Genomic DNA, 23,215 nt, shown 5'->3' on the forward strand with positions numbered 1-23,215 from the left:
GGCCGCCCGCGGATCGAACGGATAGGTTGGGATGGAGTCGTCCAGGGCGTCGCCCCAGCCGGACCCTTTCCAGATCGGGTTGTCGGAGAACACGGCCTGTCCGCTGAAGACGGCGTCGCTGATTGCCCGCTTGTCGATGGACTGCGCGATTCCCTTCCGTATCCGCGGGTCCAGGATGGCTCGCGGACTCGCGTAATCCGGCCGAAGCTGGTAGGTCAATTGCTGCCATGAGGTGGGTGAGCTGAAAACGCGGCCAGCACGGCTCCGGCTCCATTGCTCGTTAAGCGCCTCGGGCACGTCGGGGAGAGCGCTGGCCGTGGCCGCCTGGGCGGTGCCCGCCAGGAGGTGAGCCACGACCACGTTCTGGTCGTCGCTGAAACGCTCTTCGATGCGCGGGATCTTTGGCTTGCCCAGCGGATACGTGGCCACCCGCACCGCCCGGATCGACGAGCCGGCCTCCCAGTTCTGAAGGCGAAATGGGCCTGCACCGACATATTGGGTGGTCCAGAACGGCTGGTTCGCGAATGCGCCGGCGCCGGTCGCGGACATCTGGTCAAACGCCGGACCGAGGATGTGCTCGGGCAACGGCGGAAACTCCCGCTCGCGCTCCGACAGGGAATGTGCGTCGGGGTATGGCATCGTCCAGCGAATGACAAAGCGCTCCGCATCGAGAGCGGTGACGTCGGAGATGGCCGAGAAGGGAGGCTGCTTCGAATACGAGAGGTCGGGGGAGGAGTAGACGCGCCACGAAAAGACGATGTCACCCGAGGTGAGCGGTTGTCCATCGTGCCAGGTTAGGCCCGACCTCAAGGCGTACGTGGTCTCCATGGTCCCATCGGCGTTCACGATCCAGCTCGGGCCATGCAGCTCCGGTAGGCTGGCGAGCAGCTCCGGCCGCGGCCGCGCGTGGTCGTCCATCGAGGCGAGAAGCGCGTTGAACGGGTGGATCTGCGTGCGAACGCTGGCGCTCTTTTGGCCCAGCGATCGTGTGGCGAGGCTTGCCGGTTCCGAGCGAAAGTAGATGACGAGCGGGGGAGCCTGCTCGTCCGGGATGCGAGGCATCGCCGGTTCTGTGCCGGAGCCTCTGGGCGCAACGGTCGGCGCGGCCTGCGCGCAGCCACCCAGCACGACGGCCAGCGTCAGGATTGCCGCCAGCACGTGGCGCGGACCGCTGGCTCTCGCCATGGGAGGCTCCCCCAGTTCGGCGGTGCGCCGAACGCTGCTAGTCGCCCGCTGGATTGCCCGTGAGGGAGTGGGACAGCGCCTGACTCGCGGTGGCCGCCCCGGGAAGCGCGACATCGAACGTACGGCCGAGGTCCAGCGCCTCCTCGAGAACGGAATAGTACATCCAGGGCCGCGGTCGGTTGCCCCAGAAGCTCAGGTAATCGTCTGCGACCCAGCTCTGGGCGGAGCTTGCTCGCACGATCTCCTGAAACACACCCAGGTCGACGCCACCCTTGCCCGCCAGGCGAAATCCTTCGGACGCCGCCATCAGGTACTGCGCGGTAATGAGGTTTTGGGCGACCTTCGCCACGGCGCCTTTGCCCACGTCGCCCACATGGAAGATATGGCTCGCGGTCGTTTCAAACACGGGTCGGCACCGCTCTAACAGCGTGACATCGCCGCCGACCATCAAGCACGTCTTGCGCTTCACCGCGCTGGTCCAGCCGCCGCTCATCTGCGCATCGAGCGCGTGCGCGCCTCGAGCCGCGATCCTCTTCGCTGCTGCTTCCATGTCCGAGGGATGCAGGCTGGTTTGGATCGCGACGACCAGACCGGCGTGCGCGCCCGACAGAAGACCATCAGGCCCGTCGAGCACCGCGTTCACGGCTTCCAGTCCGGACACCGTGATTCCAACGATGTCGGCGTACGCGGCGACCTCGCGGGGGGAGTGCCCGGCTTTGGCGCCCAGCTTCACCAGCTCGGCCACCGGCTCCGGCCGCACGTCGTACACCATGAGGTCGAAGCCGTCTTGGGCAACGTTCGTGGCCCACGGCTTCCCCATGGAGCCGAGCCCGATGTATCCGACCTTGATCGACGCGGTCAAGCCCGTCGCTCTGCACGGCTCGCGGTGGGCGACCCGTTGGTCGAACCATTGGCCCCACCGTGCCCGTTCTTCCGGTCCCGCTTGTAAACCTGAAGGCCCTCATACGAGTACTGCGTGGTGGCGCTCCCTCCCGTCTGGCGAAAGTACTCGAAGTTCGTGTCGATAACCTCATCAGGATCGGTCACCACACCGTACGGGACCTCACCCTGCTGCACGCGGTCGATCTCCCGCAGGATGGCCTGCTCGAGAAGCACGACGCCGCGGTCGCTGGTCGCTGGCCGCCAGCTCGCCCGATCCGAGATCCGTCCCTGAGTTTCGATCGCCATGACGTCCTGGGCGGTCAAAGCATCGATCCGATAGCGGGCGTTCGGATACACGTCGCTGCCGAATTTGCCCTCGCCGTCCTGGAGAACGTAGTAGTCGGTTGGGTCATCGTCGGCCCGTCCGTTGCACCCGATGGCAAGCTTGTACGTTCGTGTGTGCAAATCGTCGATGGGGACGTGGATCTGCACCTGGTTCACCCGCCGCAGCATGTTCGGGAAGACCAGCAGATCATCCTCGGCATAGGCGCTGTCCGGCGTGATCTTTCGTTTGATCCCGAACCGCAGCTCCTCGTATTCCAGTCCGATGAGCCGGTCGATGTTGCCGCGGGTGCTGTTGCGCTCGCCATCTCCGCCGCGGTTGGCGGTGTCCTGATGCAGGATGTAGATGTGGGTGCTGTCAACGTGGTTCTCCACGACCTGCACCCAGTTGCAGTCGTACCCCATCTCACGGATGTACTCGACCGGATACGCGGCCACGTCCATACGTCGGATGGGCGGCGCCGGCGGCGGGCCCATGTACGTCCAGTAGAGGCCCATCAACTTCTCGACCGGATAGGCGCGCTGCCTGACCGTCAGGTGGAATTTGGAGTCGGCCGGCTCGGCGGGCGTCTCGAGGCAGCTTCCCTTCGTGTCGTAGAGCCAGCCATGGTAGGCGCATGCAATGCCGCGCTCCTCGACGCGACCGTAGAGGAGCGACGCGCCCCGATGGGCGCAGTGATCTGCGAGAAGGCCCACGTTGCCACGCTTGTCCCGAAAGAGCACGAGGTCCTCACCCAGAATACGGACGAAGGCGGTGGGCGACTCCTCGGTCACCTGGTGGAGGCCCGCGACTGGATGCCAGTAGCGGCGCAACAACTCCCCACCGGGTGTGCCCGGCCCAACCTGAGTCAGCTTCCGGTTCTGTTCTTCGGTCAGGAACATGCCCACCTCCCGGAACTCCGTCTGAGCCCCAGATTATCAGAAATGCATAGGGCTCGCCATCGGAATCGGCGCGAGGGGCGCCGGAGTTGCTACATCGGCGATGAGGCGCCGGGCTCGAAGATCGAATCAGGCATCGTAAAGGGAATGCCCTTGGTGGCGAGCGTTTCCCTGTACAGTCGGCGTACTTCAGGATCCTCGTCGGGGTAGCTGATCAGCGAGGTCGTGGCGATATCAGCTCGGCCGGGCGTCAGGTCCTCAAAGCCGCTCCGCCCGTAGAAGGCCAGATGGCGGGCGGGCTCCCGCCCGGTGTTGAAGTGGGCGTGATACCAGTTGCCCGGCGGGCTGTAGATACCCCCGGCTTTGAAGGGCTCGATGACCACATCCTCGCCATGACCGCTTTCAAATGGGCGCGGGCCCAGCTCGGCCGGCCAGCACATGACGAACCCCTCGGACTTGAGCGGGTGCACGAGCCGTCCCGAGTCGTGATAGTGGGCCTGGTGGTAGCGACCGACGTCCCACTCCGCGATGTGACCGCCAAAGGTCCCATTCGCCATCCGGAAGCCGGAAAGCTGACCCTCATACGCCTTGCCGGATTCATCGAGACCCACTTTCCAGGCGTCTCGGATGAAATTCGTCTCCCAGATGCCGTTGCGGGCGCCCGTGCGAGTGACGGAGCCATCGAAGAATTGGGCGTCGTCGACCGAGTACAGCTCGCGCAAGGGGTGGGTGCAGTTGAAGACGAACTCGGCGCTGCCGAAGCCCTTCATCATGAGCGGCGCTTTGGTGAGCGCCAGGAACTTCGCTGGCTGGGTTCCCAGGTTATACATGCGGTGCCAGGCATTGATGGGAATGGCGAAGACGCTCCCCTTCCCCCACTCGAAGACGTGCTTGCGGGTGTCGCCTTCCTGCCAGATCTCTGTGGTGCCGATCGATCCCTCCTCGATCAAGATGATCTTCTGGCAGCACCAGCGCTCAGGCTCCAGCTTGCCGCCAGGCGGGATCTCGGCTACGTATACGCCGTTGCATGCCTCCATGAATGAGTAGCAGTTGATGAAACACGCGTTGCCGCCGATCCGCGGCCACGGCTTCAGATCGAGGTCTCGCACGTCTTCCACGGCGAATCCTTCATAGACCGCGACCCCTTCTTCGGCAAGCCATTGGGCGAAGGGCGTGCGCGCGAAGGCGCGCTTGATCCGGTCGATGTAGTCCTGCTTCAGCGACATTCCCCTCCTCCGGCCCCCTACGGGAATTCCCATAGGTGGATGTTCCATGCCAGGCTCGATTCCGGCGCCCCATTCGTTGGGCCGTGGAGCCTGGCGACGTAGGCGATGGGCGCTGACGGGAAGAACAGCGAGATCACCGGCTCGTCTTCTCCCCAGACCCTGAGTAGCTGGCGGGCGAGCTGGACCCGCGTGGGACGGCCGAGGCTCGTGTTGAACGCCGCCAGCAGCCGGTCGTATTCTGACGACGACCAGCCGCCGCGATTGAGGCCCTGCCACAGATTGCTGGCGGAGGGAATTTGCGCGGTGGTGAAGTAGTTGAGCGCCGCCTCCCCGATGTCCGAGCCGGCCACGAGAACCGCGGGGAACGTCGCTTTGAGCTGGGAATCTTGCGCCTGGGCGGTGGGGATCACCCGTTGCTGGATGTCCAGTCCCGCCGCTTGAAGCGCGTTCGCCATGGCGAGCAGCTCCCGGACGGCGTCCGGACTCTGGGAAGTTGTGAACTCCATACTGAGCCGCCCTTCGGCTCCGCGGTACAGGCCGTCGGGGCCCTTGGCGAAGCCGGCCTGGTTCAACAAGCTTTCGGCGGTGCGCAGATCAAACGGGAACGCGGGGACGGATTCGTCCAGTACCTCACCCCAGGATGATCCAGAGTAGATCGGCGTGTCCGTCGCGATCGCCTTGCCACCGTAGATCCCGTCGTTCAGCGCCTGCTTGTCCACGGCGTGTGCGATCGCTTTGCGCACGCGGGCGTCGAGAACGGCGCGCGGATCCGCCAGCTCCGGCCGCATCTGGACGTAGATGGCGCGCCAGCTGCTCGGCGGATTGATGATGGTCCCACCGTTCGTCCGCGCCCACTCCGCGGCCAGGGTGTCCGCGGCGGCTTGGCTCATGGAGGTGTCCGCCGACACCTGTGCCTCGCCGGCCAGCATGTGGGCCAGGACGACGTTCTGATCGCCACTGAACCGGAGCTGAATGCGCGGGATCTTCGGGACACCGAGCGCGTAGCCTTCGAAGCGCACCGCGTCGATGGCCGATCCCTCCTCCCAGCTCTGGAGCCGGTAGGGCCCTGCGCCCACGTAGTCGCGGCCCCAGAACGCGTTGGTGAGGAGGGAATCCCGTCCGGCGACGGCGACCTGGTCGAAGAGGGGCCCGAGGATGTGCTGGGGCAGCGGCGGCAGCTCGCGGCTCTTCAAGGAGAGCGAGTCGGCCTCCGGGTAGGGAGCCTTCCAGCGAATGACGAAATGCTCGCGATCGATGGCGGCCACATCAGCGATGGCGGGCATTGGTGGTTGACTGGCCAGACCAAGGTCCGGGCTCGAGTAGACCCGCCAGGAGAAGACGAAATCATCGGAGGTCAGCGGCTCACCGTCGTGCCAGGTGAGGTTCGGGCGCAATGTGTACGTCGTCTCCATCGTGCCATCGGGGAATACCTGCCAGGCGTCCGTGTTCAACGTCGGCAGGCTCGCGAGCAGCTCTGGCTGCGGGACGCCGTGATCATCGATAAGGGCTAGGGTTCCATTGAACATGCGCCAGGCGGTGTAGAGTCCACGCCCCTTGGCCGCGAACGCCCGTGTGGCAAGGCTATTGGGCTCGTTTCCGATGAATACGACGAGCGGCCGCGTTTCGCTGGTTGTCGGGGTCTCTGCCGGTTGGGACGCAGGTCGCGGAGTCGCTGGGGCACATCCGGCCAGGATCAGCGCGCTGAGCATCGCGACTTTCGCGACCCGGAAGCCCGGCGCACGCCCGACGGCTTCGGCCATTTCTTCCCTCCAGCCGGTGAGATGCGGAGTCGCGAGCTGCCCGTCGACCGGAGTGGGGCTCGTCGCCCCTCCCCGCCCGCCACCCGCGGACCGACGCGTGCTGAGCAGTCTACACCGCTCGGACGTACAATGACGCGCCCCGGGACCAACAAGACGATTGTGGACGAGAGGTGTGGAGGATGCGGCTGGTCGTTACCGGCGGGCTCGGAAAGATCGGCCGGTGGGTTGTGGACGAGCTGACCAACGAAACCGAGCAGGGCCAGGCACACGACGTCGTCGTGTTCGACCGCGTGCCCGGCCCACAACAGGGGCCGTTCCAGCAGGGTCCGGTCCGCTACCTGATCGGCGACGTGCTGGACCTCGGACAGGTGATCGGCGCTCTTCAGGGTGCGGATGCCGTGATCCATCTGGCGGCGCTCCCCGCCCCGGGCTTCGCGACGGACGACGTGACGTTCCGCACGAACGTTCTCGGCACGTTCAACGTTCACGAGGCCGCTGCGCGTCTCGGGATCCGCCGCGTCGTCTCGGCGAGCAGCACGGCCGCCCTGGGTTGGGTGTACCGCAAGCGCGAGTTTCTCCCGTCGTATCTCCCCATCGACGAGAATCACCCGCTCGCCCCGCAGGACGCCTACGGCCTATCGAAGCAGGCGGGTGAGGACGTTGCGCGGTCGTACGCGGGGCGGGCCGACATGGAGACGGTGTCGATCCGGCCGCCGGGGGTGCTGACCCCCGAGCAGATGGCCGACCTGCGCGCCGCCGGCGGGCGACGAGCCGTCCGATTCGGGCTCGGAGATTATGTCGACCTGCGCGATCTGGCGCGGGCGTTCCGACTCGCCGTCGAGCGCCCCGTTTCCGGGTGGACCCCACTGTTCGTCGTTGCCGACGACAGCAACATGTCGGAGCCGCTTGCTGTCGCGCTCCCACGCGTGCTTCCCGCTATTGGCAACCTCGCGTCAAACCTGACCGGAACGATGTCTGGCGTGTCCAACGCGCGCGCCAAAGAGGTGCTCGGGTGGAAGCCGCGGCATTCGTGGCGCGACGCGGACTAGCCACGCGCGATCGCCGGCTCACGGCGTCGCGGCGAGGCGCACGACATAGCGGCGCATTCCCAATTGCGGAATAGTGGAAGGGAAACTACACTCGCGATACGTCAATGAGGAGGCGGCCGTGTTTCTGAACGAGGAAGAGAACCGGAAACTCGCACAGGTCGGCCCCGGCACCCCCGGGGGCGAGCTGCTGCGCCGCTACTGGCAGCCGATCGCGGGCCTGCACCAGGTGACCGAGGGGTCGCCCACCGCCTTCGTCCGCATCCTGGGTGAGGACCTCGTGCTCTTTCGAGACAAGAGCGGCAACGTGGGCCTCCTCGCGGACCACTGTGCCCATCGGGGCGCGTCGCTCCTCTACGGTCGCGTCGAGGAGCGCGGCATCGCGTGCGCGTACCACGGCTGGCTCTACGACACGAAGGGAAGCTGCCTCGAGACGCCCGCCGAGCCGGGCGACTCCAAGTTCCACCTGACGGTCAAGCAGCGCGCGTATCCGGTCGAGAAGTATCTCGGTTTGTACTGGACGTACATGGGCCCGCCGCCGGTGCCGCCCATCCGCCGTTTTGACATGGAAGGCTATCCGCTCCAGCGCATCACGGTGATGCCGCACGATGCGAGCTGGATCCAGGCCCTGGAGAACAATGGCCTGGACGCTACGCACATCTACATCCTCCACCAGGACACCGGGGCGCGGCAGGGCACCGTGATCGCCAATACGACCCGGGGCCGGATCGACGAGCTGGCATCCTTCGATTGCGAAGAGGTCTCGTGCGGAGTCCGGTACACGATGTTCGGCCGCGACGGGTATGTCGAGGAAGACCGCATCGTCTTCCCCAACTTATTGCGCCGCGTCAACCAGATCCAGATCCACACCCCCATCGATGACACCCACACGAACTGCTACAAGCTGTACTTCTCGCGCGAGCCGATCGGCCGCGATGGAATCCGCGATGAGGAGCCGGTGGATTTCTACGTCCAGGATGCCTTTGAGCTTAAGGAAGGACGCGGCGTCTATCCCGACGTCCGCTACCGCATGAACCAACTGGGCTACCAGGACATCATGGCGATCGAGACCCAGGGGGGCATTGCACCGCGTGACAACTGGCGACTCGGCACCGCCGATCGCGGCATCGTCCTGTTCGAGCAGATGTTGCTGCGTGAGATCGATCGGGTTCGCGATGGGAAAGATCCGGTGGCGGTCGTGAGGAACCCAGACGACGTGATCGACACCGCGTACGAGTTCTTCCGAGATCGATGGCACGAGCGCCTGACGCAAGTCGTTCCGGCGGGCGTGCAGGTATTTGCGCGAGAGCAGGGATCGCGGACGGCCTCGGCGCATGAGGCGATAGCGGCGCGGTCGTAGCCACAGCGCGCCGATCGGACCAGCGACGACGAAGCCCAGGAGGGACGTGGCCACCATGCGGCGGAATTTCGCACTCCTCGTGATCGCGGTGTATCTGGGAACCGCATGCGCCACGGCCCCAAAGCCGGGCAGCTCGACGTTGACTAACCCGGGCGGAACCGTGGATCCCACAGAGGCGGCGCAGTCTGGACGAACGCTCGTGACGTCCGTCCGCGTCGAACCGAAGACGGTCGCGGCCCGGGTGGTGGGCCAAAACCTGAGCATCGGAAGCTTCTTCACGCGGCGCATCTTCAACGCTGATCTGGCGCTCCTCGACGACCAGGGCGAACCGGTTCCCTATCTCGCCGAGGCGCTTCCGCGGCTCAACACGAGCGACTGGAAGGTCTCGTCCGACGGGACGATGGAGACCACCTATCACCTGAAACCCAACCTCTCCTGGCACAACGGGAGTCCTCTGACGGCGGACGACTTCGTGTTTTCGTGGAGGGTCTATGGCACGCCGGAGCTCGGTAGCGCGGCGTCCCCGCCGATCAGCCTGATCGACGAAGTCCAGGCGCCGGACCCTCGCACGATCGTCATCCGTTGGACCCGGCCGTATTTGGCGGCCGGTGCCCTGCAAAGCCTGGGCCCTGGCGCCACTGGTTTGCCCCCCTTGCCAAGAGCGATCCTGGGGCCGGCGCTCGAGTCTGGCGCAGACGCTCTGCTCAACAACCCGTACTGGACGACGGAATTCGTTGGTCTGGGCCCCTATCGCCTGGATGAATGGGAGCCCGGCGCATTCCTCGAGGCATCCGCCTTCGACCGACACGCCCTGGGACCCCCGAAGATCTCGCGCATCAAAATCATGTTCGTGGGTGATGGAAATACGACCATCGCGGGAATGCTCGCCGGCGACATCCTGCTTGCCGCGGATAGCGGCGTGAACGAGCAACAAGCGGCCGAGCTGCTGCGCCAGTGGCCCGGCGCAAAGTCGTTCTCCCAGGCAGCGCTGTGGCAGGCGGTCCATTTTCAATCTCGACCGGAGTTTGCGAGCCCGCCGGCCCTACAAGACTTGCGGGTTCGGCGAGCGCTGGCCTACGCGGTCGATAAGGCCGCGATCAACGACGTGGTCTTCGAGGGCTGGTTCCTCATCTCCGATAGCATGTTTCCGCCCACCGGCGAGGTCGGGAAGGCCGCCAACGCTGCCGTTACGAAGTACTCGCTCGACCTGAAGCAGAGCGCCCAGCTCATGGGAGAGGCGGGATTCACGAAGGGGGCCGACGGCGTGTACGCCAGCCCGAGCGCGGGGCGGCTTTCCGCGGAGCTGATGATCTCCGCCGGTGGGCAGACGCTGATGACGGCGGTGGCGAGCGGGTGGCGCCAGGCCGGTTACGAAATCGAGGAGTCGGCGACGCCGGCCGCCCTGGCCCAGGACGTACAGACGCGGTCCAGCTTTCCGGGAATGCAGATCATCACGTCGGCCCTCGGCGAGAGCGGCATTATCAATATGACGACAAACAACATCCCCCGGCCGGAGAACAACTGGCGCAGCGGGGGGAGCAGCGTCTCGTATGCCGGGTACGCGACGCCGGAGATGGATCGCCTCGTTGCCGCCTACGCCACAGCGCTCGCGCCTCAAGACCGGATTCAAGCCGCCGTGAATATCGCCAAGCAGGTCGATCACGACTTCCCGGCGATTCCGCTATTCTTCCCGACAACCGTGTGGGTCTATGCGTCGAAGTTGAGCGGACCGAAATCGACAACCACCGAGAGCAATCTGGCCTGGAACGTTCAGGACTGGGAGCTGCAGTAGCCGGTCCTACAACTTGAACTCCCACTCGTGGATGTTCCACGCTACACGTGACTCCGGTGCGACAACCATCGGACCCCGCAGGGCCGCGACATACGCGAAGGGCGTAGCGGGGAAGTACATCGCGATGCGCGGCAGCTCCTGGCCGTAGATCTTGAGCATCTGACGCACCAGATCCACCCGGTCCGCGCGGGACAGCGTGGTATTGAACGTCTCCAGGAGCCGGTCGAAGGCGGGCGAAGACCACGCGCCGCGGTTGCCCCCGATCCACCGGTTGTTGTCCGATGGGATCTGCGCACTGGCCAGCGTGTCGAGGCCGGGCTCGTCCATGAGCGTGCTGATCAGCTGCATAGCCGGAAAGCTCGCTCGAACCTGGGGATCTTGCGCTTGAAGTCGGGGAATCACCCGCTGCTGGGTTTCGAGCCCGACGGCCTGCAGCTGACTCGCGGTCACCTGGATCTCCGCGGCCGTCGTCGGGCTCTCGGTCGATGACAGCTCGAACGAGAGCTGCCCGTCGGGGCCTCGATAGAACCCATCCGCGCCCTTGCTGAATCCCGATTCGTTCAGCAGACGCTCCGCCGCGCGCGGATCAAAGGGATAGGTCGGGACCGTATCGTCCAGCGCGGCGCCCCAGAGAGAGCCGCTCCAGATGGGCGTATCAGCAAGAATGGCCTGGCCGGAATACGCGGCGTCGCTCACTGCTTGTTTGTCGATCGCGTGGGCAACCGCCTTGCGCACTCTCAGATCGAGAACCGCCCTGGGACTTGCAAGCTCCGGCCGGAGCTGAAAACCGATGTAGCGCCACGTGCTGGGCAACTGAAAGACGGTGCCGCCGTTGTTGGCGGCCCACTCGCGGGTCAGGGTCTCCCCACCGGCCTGGCCGATCGAGCTGTCGGTTGCCACCTGGGCATCGCCGGACAGCATGTGGGCCACGACGACGTTTTGATCATCGCTGAAACGCAGTTGTATCCGCGGGATCTTCGGGGCGCCCAGCGCGTATCCATCGAACCGGACGGCTTCCATGGACGAGCCAGGCTCGCGCCCTTGGAGTCGGTAGGGACCGAGGCCCACGTACTCCGGGCCCCACGAGGGATGGTTGACGAGCGAGTCGCCGCCATCGCTCGCCAGTTGATCGAACGCCGCGGCGAGAATGTGTTGGGGAAGAGGGGGTAGCTCGCGATCTATCGTCGACAGCGAGTCCGCATCGGGATAGAGCGCCTTCCAGCGGATCACGAAGTGTCGTTCGTCGACGGTCTCCACCTCGGAAATCGCCGACATGGGCGGCTGTTTGGAGAGCCCCAGCTCCGGACTGGAAAATACGCGCCACGCGAAGACGAAGTCCTCCGACGTCAGCGGGGCGCCATCGTGCCACGTGAGATTGGGGCGAAGAGCGTACCGCGTCTGCATCGTCCCGTCGGGGAATACCTGCCAGTCGTCGGTGTTGAGGGACGGCAGGCTCGTGAGGAGCTCCGGCTGAGGCGCGCCGCGCGCGTCGACGAGGGCGGGAAGGGCATTGAAGATGCGCCAGACGAAGAACAAGCCGGCCGACTTTCGAACGAAGCCCCGCGTGGCCAGGATAGACGGCTCGACGCGTATGAAAACGACAAGCGATCGCGAATCGGCCTCCTGCGCAACGGTCGACTCCGTGTTCGGCCCCTTTACGGCGGGCGCCGCCGGCGCGCATGCGACGAGCACCAGGGACGCGAGCAGCACGACGCTGACGGCCCGGCGCGATGCCATGTTCCGCCCGCGGTGCAGAGCGAGAGCGATCAACGACACATCGGATCCCACGCTACCGGAGAACGGCGCCTCCCGGAGGAACGATGGCCGGAACGAGCCGTTTGGCCTGCGCGATGATCTCTTCCTCGCTCTGGTCGTAGTCGATGTACCGAGCCGATCGGTCCGCGATCTCACCGTCCAGGCTCACCATGGCCTGGATCTCCACGCGATTGTCCTCCGGGTCTCGAAAATAGCACGAGAGGGTCGCCTGCCCGATCCACGGATACGCGTAGCTGACGCACTCATCGATGGGAACCTGGAGGTCCTGGAATCGCCGATAGAACGACTTGACATCGGCCACCGAAGCCACGCGCCAGCAAAAGTGCACCAGGACGTTGCAGTCGCCCCGCCGCGGGGTGAAGAGACCGATCTCGTGGTCCTCGACGGTTCGGTCGGATGTGAGGAACACCATGTGACCCGGGTGCTGGTGGGTGATCTCGAGGCCCATCACGTCCCGGTAGAATTCGACCATCCGGTCCAGGTCGTTCACGTTGATGACGATGTGGCTCAGTCCGGTTACGGGCATCGACGCGCACCTCTCCTGGGAAGTATTGGGCCGACTCTAACCTCGTGCTCGAGGCATGTCCAGCAGCCTGCGCCTTGCAGCGGCGATCGTCCGAGTCATTCGAGCGGCAAGCTCACGGCAACCTCGCCCCGAGCCGCCTCGCCTCGTGGGTTGTCGATGGCGATTTCAAGGCGAATCACTCCTTCTCCGGCCTGCGCCTCCTTGGCGAGGACGCGTGCACGCGCGCTGAGGGTGTCGCCGGGGTGGCTATTCTTCACCATCCGAAATGGACCAAGTTTGCGAATTCGGCCATCCAGCCCCATCCAGCGGCGAAGCGTGATTTCGAAAATCGTCTCGTAGCCGCGGGTATTGAAGATGATGTCGTTGAGCCCGCCCGCTCGCGCGATCTCCCGGTTGTGGTGAATCGAGCTAAACATCCGATCCGCCGCGACGCTCATCACGATGCGCTGATAGTTGAGCCACAGGTGGTACCTCGGCACCTCATCGCCTTCGCGCACATCGGCGAAGCGGAGCTGCCGCGACCAATCGATGACGGGGCTGCTCTCAGCTGGCTGCTCGCCGGCCGGCGTCGGCTCCACAGGGGCCGAGCGAGCGGCGGTGATGGATTCGGGCGTGGGATCGTAGCGAAAGCCCGTGCTTCGGGATACGAGCACGAGCTCCCCGCTGTGCTTATACGTGCGGGTTTCGGACGTGATGAAGACCCCGTCTCCCAGCCTGGTCGTTTTCGGCTCGATCATGATGAGCGCCGTGCTCATTCGCAGACGGTCGCCGGGGTAGAGCGGTTCGAACGCCTCCCACTCGCTCGATGCGTTGAACCCACGGGAGAATGGCTCCGGTACCTCGAGGCGACGGCGGGTTCCGTTTCGCTCTCGAAGGCCTGGGGCGAAGGGTGGCGGCTCGCCGGGCGTCCAATAGGGAGAGACTCCCCACAGCCCGGTCATGGAAACTGGAGCGACAACCGTCCGGTAGCCGTGCGCCCGAGCAACCTCCGCGTCGTAATGCAGCGGGCAATCAAAGCAGTAGACCTCGAGCTTTCGCCGAATATCGTTAAGCGTGACCTCGTCGACGCCCTCGTATTCGGTGGTGCGCCCCAACCACGTTTCTAACTGCGCCAGCTGTTCGGCGCGGGTCGTCGAGCTCGTCATCCCACAATCTCCACTTCGGGGTCCGGAATCTGCGCGCGCGGATTCTGGTCATGGTCCGTGCCTCGGCCGGCTAGCAGTTCGGACCTCATTCAAAACGCGGACACAATGGAGTTCCCGGAATGTACGGACCGAGGCCCGGGCCTCACGAGCCTATCGGGGCGCAACCAGACCCGCCCTCCGCATGGTATGGCCTGCCCTGGAGCTCGCGGCCCGCGTTAGCCCATGCTGCGCCAGCGCCTGAACGGACGAGCGTCACGATGCCGTCGAACGTCGCGATCAGCAGCTTGTTGGCCGGACTCGCGGTCTGGTAGTTGTTCCGTCCGTTGGGGGAAACGGCGATGGTCATTCGTCGGCCTCCGCTTCATTCGGATCTGCAGAGTGTATTAGACGACGGCGCGCTCGAACAGGGCGAGGCGCTCGGGCCCGTCGTAGCCCAGCTCGGCCAGCAGTGCGGTGGTGTGCTCGCCGAGCAACGGGGCCCTGGAGGCCGGTCGGCCGAGCAGGCTCGCGATCGCACCAGCCGGGGCCGCGACCGTACCGACGTTGGGGATGGCCACGTCCTGGAGGAAGCCGCGATGGGTGAGTTGCGGGTCGTTGACGAGGTCGAGGGGCGTTTGCACCGGGGTTGAGGTGATCCCCTGGCTCTGGGCGGTCTCGACGGCCTCACGCATCTTCAGGGACATCGACCACTTCTCGATGCGGTCCAGGATCACGTCTTTGGCGGCTTCTCGGCCATCTTCTTGGGCATACGAAGGATTCGCGGCGAGCACTGGGTCCTGGACCCATTCCAGGAAGCGATACCAGCGCTCGGCTGTATTCGGGACACTCAGCATCCACCAGCCGTCTGACGCCTGAAATGCCCCGGAGACGGGCGTGATTGCACCGCGGTGGCCGCGGCGGTCCGCCCGACGGCCGGTGGTGGCGTACGTGCTCATCGCTTGCTCGTTGAACACCTCGATGCACTGCTGCACGTCCACCGTGAGGATCTGCCCGACGCCCCGCAACTGTTGGGTCAGAAGCGCGGAAGCCATGGCGACGCCGACCCACAGACCAGTCGCGGCGTAGAGAACGTGACCGCCCATCAGCATGGGCACGCGGCCCGGTTGGCCAGTCAGGGCCATCATGCCCGAGCGAGCGTAGCGACAAATCTCCTCAATGTCGTCGTTGATGAGCACCGCAATGACCAGGTGCGGCTGCTCCGCATGTAGCGTGTCCGGGGTCAACGCGGGCGGAAGAGGCCCAATGATGGCATCCGCCGTCACCGCAAGTCGACGGAATACCGCGAGGCCCTCAGACGACGCGGCATCGAGCGTGAAGCTTCGCTTTCCGGCATTGAAGAACTGGTGATACGCGCCGAGCTCGATATTCGGCTGCCCACCAAGGTACGGGGGCAGACGGCGGATGGCATCGCCCCCTGGGGGCTCGACCCGAACCACGTCGTGGCCTGCCTCGGCCAACAGCCGTCCAGCATAGATCGCCGAATGGGGAGCGAGATCGAGAATGCGGGCCATGCTACGACGCAACAGGCCAGGGGATCGAGGCGGCGACGCTCATACGAGTGCGCCCGCCCGTTCCAGATCGTCGATCGCGTCCGCAGTCAGCCCGAGCCAGTCCGACAACGCCTCATGCGTGTGCTGCCCGGTGGTCGCGGGCGAGATCGGCGGCACCCGCTGACTGACACTCAGCGTGAATGGCAACAGAGCGGTCAGATCCGGTTTCTCGAACCCTGGAGCCCTCAGGGGGTGAAACCCCAGTCCGGCATCGTCTGATTCGACGACTTCGTCCGCGTGGCGCACGCGCTCCCCGGGGATTCCGGCAGCCGTCAAACGCGCTTCGACCTCCTGTTTCGGGAGATCCACCGCCCAGGATCGGATCTTCTGATCGATCTCGTCGTGGTATCGAAGTCTCCCGGTGAAACTCGCGAATCTCGGATCACGGCCAAATTCCGATGCTCCAATGAGCTGGCAGAGCGCGGTCCACTGCTCGTTCGTCTGCACCGAAATCACACACCATTCATCGCCGCCCGCGCACGGATAACAGCCCTGCGGAGCCGCAGAGGTGGAGCGATTGCCCAGCCGGGGTGCGTTTTCCCCGTTGGCAGCGCCGCAAAGAACGAGCGGGCCGAGGGTCGAGATGCTGCATTCGGCCTGGGAAAGGTCCAGGTACATGCCCGAGCCGTTGGCCTGCCGCTCCATGAGGACCTGCAAGATCCCGAAGCTGGCGTGCAGACCTCCGATGAAGTCGTTCCAGGAGTTCGAGACCGATGTCGGCGGGTCACCTTCCGACCCGGTTACGAGCATCAGTCCAGAATAGCCCTGCAGATTCATGTTCATACTGGTCCAGTCACGGCGGGGGCCAGTATGGCCGAAGCCCGACATGCTCACGTAGATCAAAGACGGATTGGATGGCCGGAGCGACTCATAGTCCAGATGCAGGCGACGCATGACACCCGAGCTGAAGTTCTCTACGAGCACGTCCGCGACGCTCGCCAAGCGAGCGGCGATCGCCTGCCCGCGCTCATGCTTCAGGTTGAGGGTGATCGACTTTTTGTTCCGGTGCACCCGCGCGTCGCGCCGCTCCTGACGGCCGGCGTGCACACCCATGCCTTCCGTTCGAGACCGCGTTTCGACGTGCAGCACCTCCGCTCCCAGGTCGGCAAGGATGCGGGTGCAAAACGGCCCAGCCACAATGTGGGTAAAGTCGAGGACGCGCACGCCATCGAGGGGAGGCGCGGTCCTTTCCCGGTGCCTGCTCGCAGACGCCAGGCTCATGTGATTCCTCCTTCGCGCGACAGACCGGCGGAGCCATTATGCGCGTCGAAATCGGGAATTGCTACTTTGACGCTCGACCTTGAACAACGCCTTTACAATACAGACATCGCGCACGCATCGCTGTGCGTTGACGGAACTCGAAAGGATCCGAGGCCAAGCCGTGCGCGAGATACGTCCAGGCCCCCGTAGCTCAGTGGATAGAGCAGCGGACTTCTAATCCGACGGTCAGGGGTTCGAATCCCTTCGGGGGCGCCGCGATCTACCCACGAATCGGAGCCGAGCCGGAGAATTCGATGGCCCGCTGGCCCGATTTCTCGGCCCTAATCCTACCCCGCCAGGCAAGTAGGCTGATCGGCACGCCCGTACCGGAATCGCCAGGGATCGCGTAGCAACCGGTGAGATTTGGGGGGCTACTGGGGGGCAAGTCGCTGAAGACGACATGGCTGCGCGCATGGCCCCTCAGGATCTGAAGCCGGAGCTGTACCGCGACTTGGTCAACATTCAAGACTCCATCGCGCAGGTCGGCATGGGCGACGTCGCCGGGGACCCCCGGTGGAGCGGCTCGGCTCGTCGGATGTGGCCGTCGCGATCCTTCGGCGATTATGGGCCCGCGTGCTGGAGGCGCTCGCCCAGGGCATGCCTCTGACGGAATGGCGCCGCTTGGAGGGCCTCTGGTCACACCTCTCGGCAACCGGCGTCTCGCGTGCACCGGTCGTTACGACGTCCACTCCCACTTCTCGACGTGCAAGAAGGCGCCGGCTCCGGTGTTGCCAGCGTAGGGCGTGTGGCGCGCCACCGGACCCTTTAGCCCCGCGACGAACGCGTCGGCATACGGGCTGAACATATTGGGCATGATCGGCACTTCGGTCGTGAGGATTCGCTCCAGTTGGGCCAGCTTCGCGATGTGCTCGGACTCGTCGAGCGTTCGATTGAATTCCTCGAAGAGTCGATCGTAGGTCGGGTTACTCCAGCCGCCCCGGTTGTCGCCGACCCAGTGGTTCTCCGGCCGCGGGATCTGATCACTCGTATAGCTCCCCATCTGGTAGGCCCCTCCCCGAAGCTGGAGGCCGGGTAGGAGCGATCGGTACTTCGGATCACGAATCTGCTGGACCGATACGACGTTTTGCGAGACGTCGAACCCGGCCTTCCTGAGGCTGTCGACATACACAGACAGCTCCATCTCCTCGCGATCTCCGTGGGATGAGCTGTCGCTAAACTGGGCGCGTTGACCGTCGCTCCCGACGAAGAAGCCGTCCGATCCCTTGGTATAGCCCGCTGCGCTCATCGTCTGATCGGCCTTGCGCGGATCGTAATCGAGCTTCTGGATGACCTTCTCGATCTGCGGGTAGTAGCTCACCTGCGGGGACGTGAGCGTGTGGGTGAGCACGCCCTTTCCGGCCGTGAGCGCTTCGATCGCCCCTGGCACATCCAGGCTATAGGCGATTGCCGTCCGCACCCGCAGGTCGAGCAACCCGTCCCATTCCACGATATCCGGCCGCATCTGGACAACAGTGGTGCGCATGCCGACCGGTGAGTACAAGACTTCGGCCCCCTGCTGCTCGAGAGTCTGGGCCTGGGAGACCGAAAGAAGCGGATCCGCGATGAATGCGACGGAGCCTGCCATGAGATTCGCGACCGCCGTGTCCGGGTCAGAGATGAACAGCACACGGACGCGATCGATCTTTGGGCGGCCCAGCGCGTAGGCGTCGAAGGCTTCGCCCGCGATGTAGGCGCCAGCTTCCCAGCCGGTCACCCGATACGGTCCGAGGCCCACATACTCGTTCGTCCAGAACGGAATCCCCGCGAAGGCGATCGGATCCATCTGGGTGTAGGACTCTTGCAGGATATGCCGTGGCAGAGCCTGGAAATCATAGCCGAGGCCGGCCGCGTCGGGATAGAGCGACTTCCACTTGATCGTCACCGTGCTGGCATCTGGCGCCGTCACATCCTGAATCAGCCCGATGGGTGGTGTGCTCGCGACCCCAAACGACGGCGTGGAGTAGACCTGGAACGCGAACACGAAGTCGTCGCCCGACAGCGGCGTTCCATCGTGCCACGTGAGGTTTGGCTTCAGCTTGTACGTCGTGTCCATGGTGCCGTCGGGCAGCACCTTCCACGTGTCGGTGTTCAGCTTCGGCAGCGCCTGCGCAAGCTCCGGCTGTGGAGTTCCGTTCTCGTCGTAGTAATCGAGCGTGCCGTTGAACAGCTCCTTCGGCCGTTCCAACGAGCCAGAGAATCCGGTGATCGGTTGTGCAGCGATGCTCGGGGGCTCGCCGCGAACAGCCACCACGAGCTCCTTCTGGGGCGTCGAAGAAGTGGCCTCACCCTGCGATGCGGACGCGGACCCGCCAGCCTGGCGAGATGCCGGCGCACAGCTCATCGCCAGCAGCATTGTCAGCCCCATGGTGCCAATCAGCCATCGCATGCCGGTCCTCCCCGCCCCTTGTCGACCGGACCCGTTGCCCGCCTGCCGGTCCGGTGCTCTTCTCGAACGTCAGACCCCCATTGCGCGCCAAACGCCCAAAATTTCCGCGATCTACCCTCTAAACACTATACGCCGAAAATAACCTGCTTAGAATGTTCTTAGAATAAGATTTTTACCCGGGATTGCACACAAAATCCTTATAAAGGCATCCGGAAAGCCCACATCACGGCGAACATTGCGAATGCCGGCTCCGCCGTCCGGTCGCCGCGCCGCCCGCCGGTGCCCAGGCGCTCGACGCACGTCTCCCGACTCAGCCGTCCGGGCCCGGGCCGGCGTCTCGGCGGGGCAACGCGCTGTTGTTTCGCGCCTGCAACGTGGCGCCTCGTTTACAGCGGTTATCCTCTCGATTTGTGACCAGTTCGTTATCGTTTATTCGCGAATTTTGTACATGGTCCGACTATAAGTGTGGCAGATGCACGCCGTTGAAGTACTTCTCCTGCGCCAATTGGCACCGGTAGCGGATCCTGTCCGTGCGCCTCGGGGCCGCATTGCGCAGTAACTCCACCGCCGGCTCCTCCAAACGGAATGCGCCAGCATGCGACGGAGCTACGGTTTGACCGCTCACCTGGAGGCCCATTGAGCACGTTGAAGAAAACAGGACGGACAGAGCCGACCGTTGCGTCAGCCTCGAAGGGTGCGCCCTTGGAGGAGACCGAGGCGGTTCCCCACAGCGATCTGACCCGAATCCCGAAAAGCGTCGAGGAGTTCCTCGCGGACCTTCTGGGCGATTTCGCGCCAGCGGCGACGACGAACGACGGCGCATCGGCTACTGAGACCGACGTCGGGCGTTGGCTCGACGCGGGCGCGCATCTCTTCCGCGCCGCGTTCGAGTGCACGGACTCGCCGCTCCGTCGCGACGTGGCCAAGGTCGGTGTTGGTCTGTCCCACGGATGGGCGACGCACTCGCCCTTCGCAGTCACCGCCACGCCCGGCGAGGCCCTCATCCGCGAGACCGCCGAGGGCCAGCGACTCCTTCAAGCCCTGCGCGAGACGGTCCCGCAGTTCTCGACCTACGAGCACGCGGGCTATTTCCTCGATCGCCTGATGACGCGCGTCTTTCGCAATATGGCGTTCGATCAGCGCGCGGCGCTTCTGCGACGTTGGATCGAGCTGTGCGCGGCCGCGGAGGGGCTTCGAGCCCCGGAGATCGGCGATTCCGCGCTGGCGCACGAGGTCGCGCGGCTCGGGATGTGTCTGTAACCGACTCGCAGTCTCTTCTCGGGCGCGCTACGTTGCGTGGGGATCCGATGCGTCCCCTTCCTGGCCGGACGACCGCTCCCGCAGAAACTCCTCAAACTGGCGGATGATCTCGTCCCCGCTGGGAAGCTCCTCGCTTCCGCTCGATGCCTCCTCCTGGGCGACGGGCGGCTCACCCTCCGGCTCCGCCTCTCCGGCACGCCCTTCGAGCTTCTTCACGTAGTCCGCTGCCTCTGGTCGATCGGCCAGAGCACGGTTCACCTGCCGCTCGAATCGTCGGCTTGCCTGCGCAAGATCGGAGAGATCGAGCCCCAAGTCGTAGAGCGTGTTGAGCCGCGCGAGCAGCCCGTGGGTGACCTTGGGATTTGCGGAGCCCGCGATGTAGTGGGGCACCGCCCCGCGCATGTTCCCGACCGGTATCCCCGCCTTGGTCAACCCGTCGGAGATAACGCCGATGATACCCGTCGGCCCCTGATACGCGCCTCGACGCGCGCCAAGCTCGGGAAACCGAGCGATCAGGTCAGGGTCTGAGCTGAAGACGCGGATCTGCGCCGGCCGCGTATGGGGCACTTCAGCGATGACCCCGCCGAGCGAAAGGGCCGACGACACCCCAACCGCTTCACAGACGCGCTGAACCTCCGCGCTGAACGTCCGCCAGCGGTAATTGGGCTCGATACCGAGCAGCAGCACGAAGTCTCTCTCCAAGACCGGGGCGACGTGGTAGTAGAACGCGGTCTCGGGCCAGGTAATCGTGCGGGTGAAGTCTGGCTCGATCTGGACCTGCGGCCGAACGCGCGTGAAATTGTAGAAGCTATCGGGGTCCAGCTCCGCGAACTTCTTGGCGCCCCATCGGTCGATGAGGTACCGCACAGCGCTGGTTCCGACCTGTCCTCCGTCGACCCAACCGGAAAACGCCAGCAGCAAGATCGGTCGGCGAAGGACTGGCTGCTCGATGACTTGCATAGTGCTCACGCGCTATTCTGCTCCGTACGCCCGCTGCTGTCCAAGTCTACGTCCTCCAACGGCTTACCGGATCCCGAGGACGAATTGTCGCCCGGGCGTTTTTCGCGCACGCGTTGATATTTGACGAAGTTCGTGTGGAGACCCGGCTTCATGGGATGGGCGCCCGTCACGACGATGGGGTCGCCCGGCGCGGCCGCGCCGCTGGATACCAGGTGCGACTCCATCGCTTCGATGCTCGTCTCGAGGTCGGGGCGGCGCTCCAGGTGCACCGGCGTGACGCCCCACCAAAGGGCCAGCCTCTGACACACCCGTGCATCGGGACTGAACGCGAGAATTGGGGCATGCGGCCGGCGACCCGAAAGGAGATGCGCGGTTAACCCGGTCTGCGTGATACCCACGATCGCTTTCGCGTGGAGGTCGTTGGCCAGAATGCAGGCCGCATCGGTGATTGCCGCCGAATATGACCGCCCGCGCCCCTCACGGGCCCGCCGAAGAAAGTACCCTTTTCCACGCAACGCGGATTCCGCCGACCGCACGATGCGCCCCATCGTTTCGACCACCAAGACGGGATGGCGCCCCACGGCTGTCTCACCGGACAGCATGACGGCGTCCGCCCCATCCCACACGGCGTTCGCGACGTCCGACGCCTCAGCGCGCGTGGGAATCTCCTCACGCGTCATGCTTTCCAGCATCTGTGTGGCGACGATCACCGGCTTGCCGTGGGAGTTCGCGCGCTGCACGATCGACTTCTGCGCCACCGGAACGTTCTCCGGCCCCAGCTCGATGCCCAAATCGCCGCGCGCCACCATCACTCCATCGGCGACGTCCATGATCTCCTCGATGTTCTCGATCGCCTCCGGCTTCTCGATCTTCGCGATCAGGGGCGTGCGCGCGCCCGATTCCCTCACGAACCGTTGCGCCGCGACGACGTCTTCCGCTCCTCGGACGAAAGACAGCGCGACGTAGTCCGCACCGAGCCGTTCGAGCCCGAAGCGGAGCGACTCGTGGTCGGTCTCCGTGAGCGATGGCGCTGACAGCGCAACACCGGGGAGGTTTATTCCCTTATGCTCCCCCAGCAGCCCGCCAACCTCAACGCGCGCCGACACCGCTCCTCGCGTTACCTCTACCACGCGAAGTCGAATGTGCCCGTCGTCCAGCCAGATAGGGTCACCGGGCTTCACGTCGTCCACGAGGTGGCGATACGTCGTGAAGATGCGCTCCGCCGTGCCCAAGCCGTCCCCCGGGACGACGCTGACGATCTGGTTCTCCGCCAAGCTCACCGGCCCGCCGCTGATCAGAGCGCCCGCGCGGATTTTGGGGCCCGGCAGGTCCTGCATCACCGCGACCCACCGCCCCAGGGCGCGCGCTGCCGCTCGCACGGCGTCGCAGCGGCGCGCGTGCTCCTCGGGCGTGCCGTGCGAAAAATTAAGCCGGGCTACGTCCATTCCGGCGCGCACGAGTTCACGCTCGATCCCGTCCGTTGCGGGCCCGAGGGTCACGACGATCTTCGCGTGGCGGGGCGCCGTCGTTTGCATCAACGCGCCAACGCGCGGCTCCCGTCGGTCACGCGATGGGCGAGATGGTGACCGACGGATCGGGGGTCATGTGGAGCGGTGGTGTCGTGGGAGGCGGTCGGCGGTGGCTCGTCGCTTGCTCGTAGGCGAAGGCAATTCGGAAGAGCGCACCCTCGGCGAACGGGCGCCCGAGTAGCTCGAGCCCGACCGGCAGCCCGTTGGGCGAGAATCCGGCCGGCACACTGAGAGCCGGAAATCCGATGAGCGGGCTCAATCGCCGATTGTTTCCTGGCTGCGGTGGGTTGTGCGTCGTGGTCAGGATGTCGGGCGGAATCGGCAATGGATCGTGGTCGAAGGTCGCGTAGA

The 23,215-nt window shown here is 65.0% G+C and carries 19 protein-coding genes and 1 tRNA gene; 5 read left to right on the forward strand and 15 right to left on the reverse strand.

Annotation, left to right across the window (positions count from 1 at the left end; translation table 11 throughout):
* The 5 genes from VFC51_03715 to VFC51_03735 all read right to left on the reverse strand — a co-directional run.
* Positions 1–1,185, reverse strand: a 1,185-nt coding sequence (locus VFC51_03715) for an ABC transporter substrate-binding protein (GenBank protein HZT06113.1), incomplete at its 3' end; no start/stop codon positions are given.
* A gap of 37 nt (positions 1,186–1,222) precedes the next feature.
* The gene (locus tag VFC51_03720; GenBank protein ID HZT06114.1) at positions 1,223–2,047 is read right to left on the reverse strand and encodes an NAD(P)-dependent oxidoreductase; all 825 of its coding nucleotides are present in this window, start codon (positions 2,045–2,047) and stop codon (positions 1,223–1,225) included.
* Positions 2,044–3,291 carry a Rieske 2Fe-2S domain-containing protein gene (locus tag VFC51_03725; GenBank protein ID HZT06115.1) on the reverse strand — a complete coding sequence of 416 codons (1,248 nt, stop codon included), beginning with the start codon at positions 3,289–3,291 and terminating at the stop codon, positions 2,044–2,046. The genes VFC51_03720 and VFC51_03725 overlap by 4 nt, the downstream gene beginning before the upstream one ends.
* Before the next feature lie 89 nt (positions 3,292–3,380).
* A complete protein-coding gene (locus VFC51_03730; GenBank protein HZT06116.1) occupies positions 3,381–4,514 on the reverse strand; it encodes a hypothetical protein in 1,134 nt (377 codons plus the stop codon).
* Positions 4,515–4,531: 17 nt separating this feature from the next.
* Positions 4,532–6,274 (reverse strand): peptide ABC transporter substrate-binding protein, encoded by a 1,743-nt coding sequence (locus VFC51_03735; protein HZT06117.1) that lies wholly within the window; start codon positions 6,272–6,274, stop codon positions 4,532–4,534.
* 179 nt (positions 6,275–6,453) lie between these two features.
* On the opposite strand from VFC51_03735, the gene VFC51_03740 reads away from it, so the two are divergent.
* The 3 genes from VFC51_03740 (at position 6,454) to VFC51_03750 (ending at position 10,472) form a co-directional block, all read left to right on the forward strand.
* Positions 6,454–7,323 (forward strand): NAD(P)-dependent oxidoreductase, encoded by an 870-nt coding sequence (locus VFC51_03740; protein ID HZT06118.1) that lies wholly within the window; start codon positions 6,454–6,456, stop codon positions 7,321–7,323.
* Positions 7,324–7,441: 118 nt separating this feature from the next.
* A complete protein-coding gene (locus tag VFC51_03745; protein HZT06119.1) occupies positions 7,442–8,680 on the forward strand; it encodes a Rieske 2Fe-2S domain-containing protein in 1,239 nt (412 codons plus the stop codon).
* A 55-nt stretch (positions 8,681–8,735) separates the two neighbouring features.
* Complete coding sequence (locus VFC51_03750) at positions 8,736–10,472, forward strand: ABC transporter substrate-binding protein (protein HZT06120.1); 1,737 nt, start codon at positions 8,736–8,738, stop codon at positions 10,470–10,472.
* Between the two features lie 6 nt (positions 10,473–10,478).
* Here the strand turns inward: VFC51_03750 and VFC51_03755 are convergent, their stop codons facing one another.
* The 6 genes from VFC51_03755 to VFC51_03780 form a co-directional block, all read right to left on the reverse strand.
* Positions 10,479–12,242, reverse strand: a complete 1,764-nt coding sequence (locus tag VFC51_03755) for an ABC transporter substrate-binding protein (protein ID HZT06121.1) — start codon at positions 12,240–12,242, stop codon at positions 10,479–10,481.
* 19 nt (positions 12,243–12,261) lie between these two features.
* Entirely contained in the window at positions 12,262–12,774 is a 513-nt protein-coding gene (locus VFC51_03760; GenBank protein HZT06122.1) for a VOC family protein, read from the reverse strand.
* Between the two features lie 95 nt (positions 12,775–12,869).
* Complete coding sequence (locus VFC51_03765) at positions 12,870–13,919, reverse strand: MaoC family dehydratase N-terminal domain-containing protein (protein HZT06123.1); 1,050 nt, start codon at positions 13,917–13,919, stop codon at positions 12,870–12,872.
* A 142-nt stretch (positions 13,920–14,061) separates the two neighbouring features.
* Entirely contained in the window at positions 14,062–14,265 is a 204-nt protein-coding gene (locus VFC51_03770) for a hypothetical protein (GenBank protein ID HZT06124.1), read from the reverse strand.
* 37 nt (positions 14,266–14,302) lie between these two features.
* Entirely contained in the window at positions 14,303–15,430 is a 1,128-nt protein-coding gene (locus tag VFC51_03775; protein HZT06125.1) for a CoA transferase, read from the reverse strand.
* A gap of 39 nt (positions 15,431–15,469) precedes the next feature.
* Positions 15,470–16,690, reverse strand: a complete 1,221-nt coding sequence (locus VFC51_03780; protein HZT06126.1) for a CoA transferase — start codon at positions 16,688–16,690, stop codon at positions 15,470–15,472.
* A 179-nt stretch (positions 16,691–16,869) separates the two neighbouring features.
* On the opposite strand from VFC51_03780, the gene VFC51_03785 reads away from it, so the two are divergent.
* Positions 16,870–16,942: transfer RNA gene (locus VFC51_03785), tRNA-Arg, on the forward strand.
* 463 nt (positions 16,943–17,405) lie between these two features.
* Here VFC51_03785 and VFC51_03790 read toward each other — a convergent pair.
* A complete protein-coding gene (locus tag VFC51_03790) occupies positions 17,406–19,115 on the reverse strand; it encodes an ABC transporter substrate-binding protein (protein ID HZT06127.1) in 1,710 nt (569 codons plus the stop codon).
* 702 nt (positions 19,116–19,817) lie between these two features.
* Here VFC51_03790 and VFC51_03795 point away from each other — a divergent pair.
* A complete protein-coding gene (locus VFC51_03795; GenBank protein HZT06128.1) occupies positions 19,818–20,375 on the forward strand; it encodes a hypothetical protein in 558 nt (185 codons plus the stop codon).
* A gap of 27 nt (positions 20,376–20,402) precedes the next feature.
* Here the strand turns inward: VFC51_03795 and VFC51_03800 are convergent, their stop codons facing one another.
* The 3 genes from VFC51_03800 to VFC51_03810 all read right to left on the reverse strand — a co-directional run.
* Positions 20,403–21,335 carry a PAC2 family protein gene (locus VFC51_03800; GenBank protein HZT06129.1) on the reverse strand — a complete coding sequence of 311 codons (933 nt, stop codon included), beginning with the start codon at positions 21,333–21,335 and terminating at the stop codon, positions 20,403–20,405.
* A 5-nt stretch (positions 21,336–21,340) separates the two neighbouring features.
* Positions 21,341–22,870: a pyruvate kinase gene (gene pyk, locus VFC51_03805; protein HZT06130.1), complete on the reverse strand. Its 1,530-nt coding sequence runs from the start codon at positions 22,868–22,870 to the stop codon at positions 21,341–21,343.
* A 28-nt stretch (positions 22,871–22,898) separates the two neighbouring features.
* A partial coding sequence (locus VFC51_03810) for a hypothetical protein (GenBank protein HZT06131.1) occupies positions 22,899–23,215 on the reverse strand: 317 nt, incomplete at its 5' end.

It is taken from the genome of Chloroflexota bacterium (genome assembly GCA_035652535.1).
Taxonomy (GTDB): domain Bacteria; phylum Chloroflexota; class UBA6077; order UBA6077; family SHYK01; genus DASRDP01.

Excerpts from the sequence above, each read along its gene's own strand:
- VFC51_03725 (HZT06115.1), bottom strand. The coding sequence starts at position 3,291 with ATGTTCCTGACCGAAGAACAGAACCGGAAGCTGACTCAGGTTGGGCCG.
- VFC51_03730 (HZT06116.1), bottom strand. The coding sequence starts at position 4,514 with ATGTCGCTGAAGCAGGACTACATCGACCGGATCAAGCGCGCCTTCGCG.
- VFC51_03735 (HZT06117.1), bottom strand. The coding sequence starts at position 6,274 with ATGGCCGAAGCCGTCGGGCGTGCGCCGGGCTTCCGGGTCGCGAAAGTC.
- VFC51_03740 (HZT06118.1), top strand. The coding sequence starts at position 6,454 with ATGCGGCTGGTCGTTACCGGCGGGCTCGGAAAGATCGGCCGGTGGGTT.
- VFC51_03750 (HZT06120.1), top strand. The coding sequence starts at position 8,736 with ATGCGGCGGAATTTCGCACTCCTCGTGATCGCGGTGTATCTGGGAACC.
- VFC51_03760 (HZT06122.1), bottom strand. The coding sequence starts at position 12,774 with ATGCCCGTAACCGGACTGAGCCACATCGTCATCAACGTGAACGACCTG.
- VFC51_03765 (HZT06123.1), bottom strand. The coding sequence starts at position 13,919 with ATGACGAGCTCGACGACCCGCGCCGAACAGCTGGCGCAGTTAGAAACG.
- VFC51_03770 (HZT06124.1), bottom strand. The coding sequence starts at position 14,265 with ATGACCATCGCCGTTTCCCCCAACGGACGGAACAACTACCAGACCGCG.
- VFC51_03775 (HZT06125.1), bottom strand. The coding sequence starts at position 15,430 with ATGGCCCGCATTCTCGATCTCGCTCCCCATTCGGCGATCTATGCTGGA.
- VFC51_03780 (HZT06126.1), bottom strand. The coding sequence starts at position 16,690 with ATGAGCCTGGCGTCTGCGAGCAGGCACCGGGAAAGGACCGCGCCTCCC.
- VFC51_03790 (HZT06127.1), bottom strand. The coding sequence starts at position 19,115 with ATGCGATGGCTGATTGGCACCATGGGGCTGACAATGCTGCTGGCGATG.
- VFC51_03800 (HZT06129.1), bottom strand. The coding sequence starts at position 21,335 with ATGCAAGTCATCGAGCAGCCAGTCCTTCGCCGACCGATCTTGCTGCTG.
- pyk (HZT06130.1), bottom strand. The coding sequence starts at position 22,870 with ATGCAAACGACGGCGCCCCGCCACGCGAAGATCGTCGTGACCCTCGGG.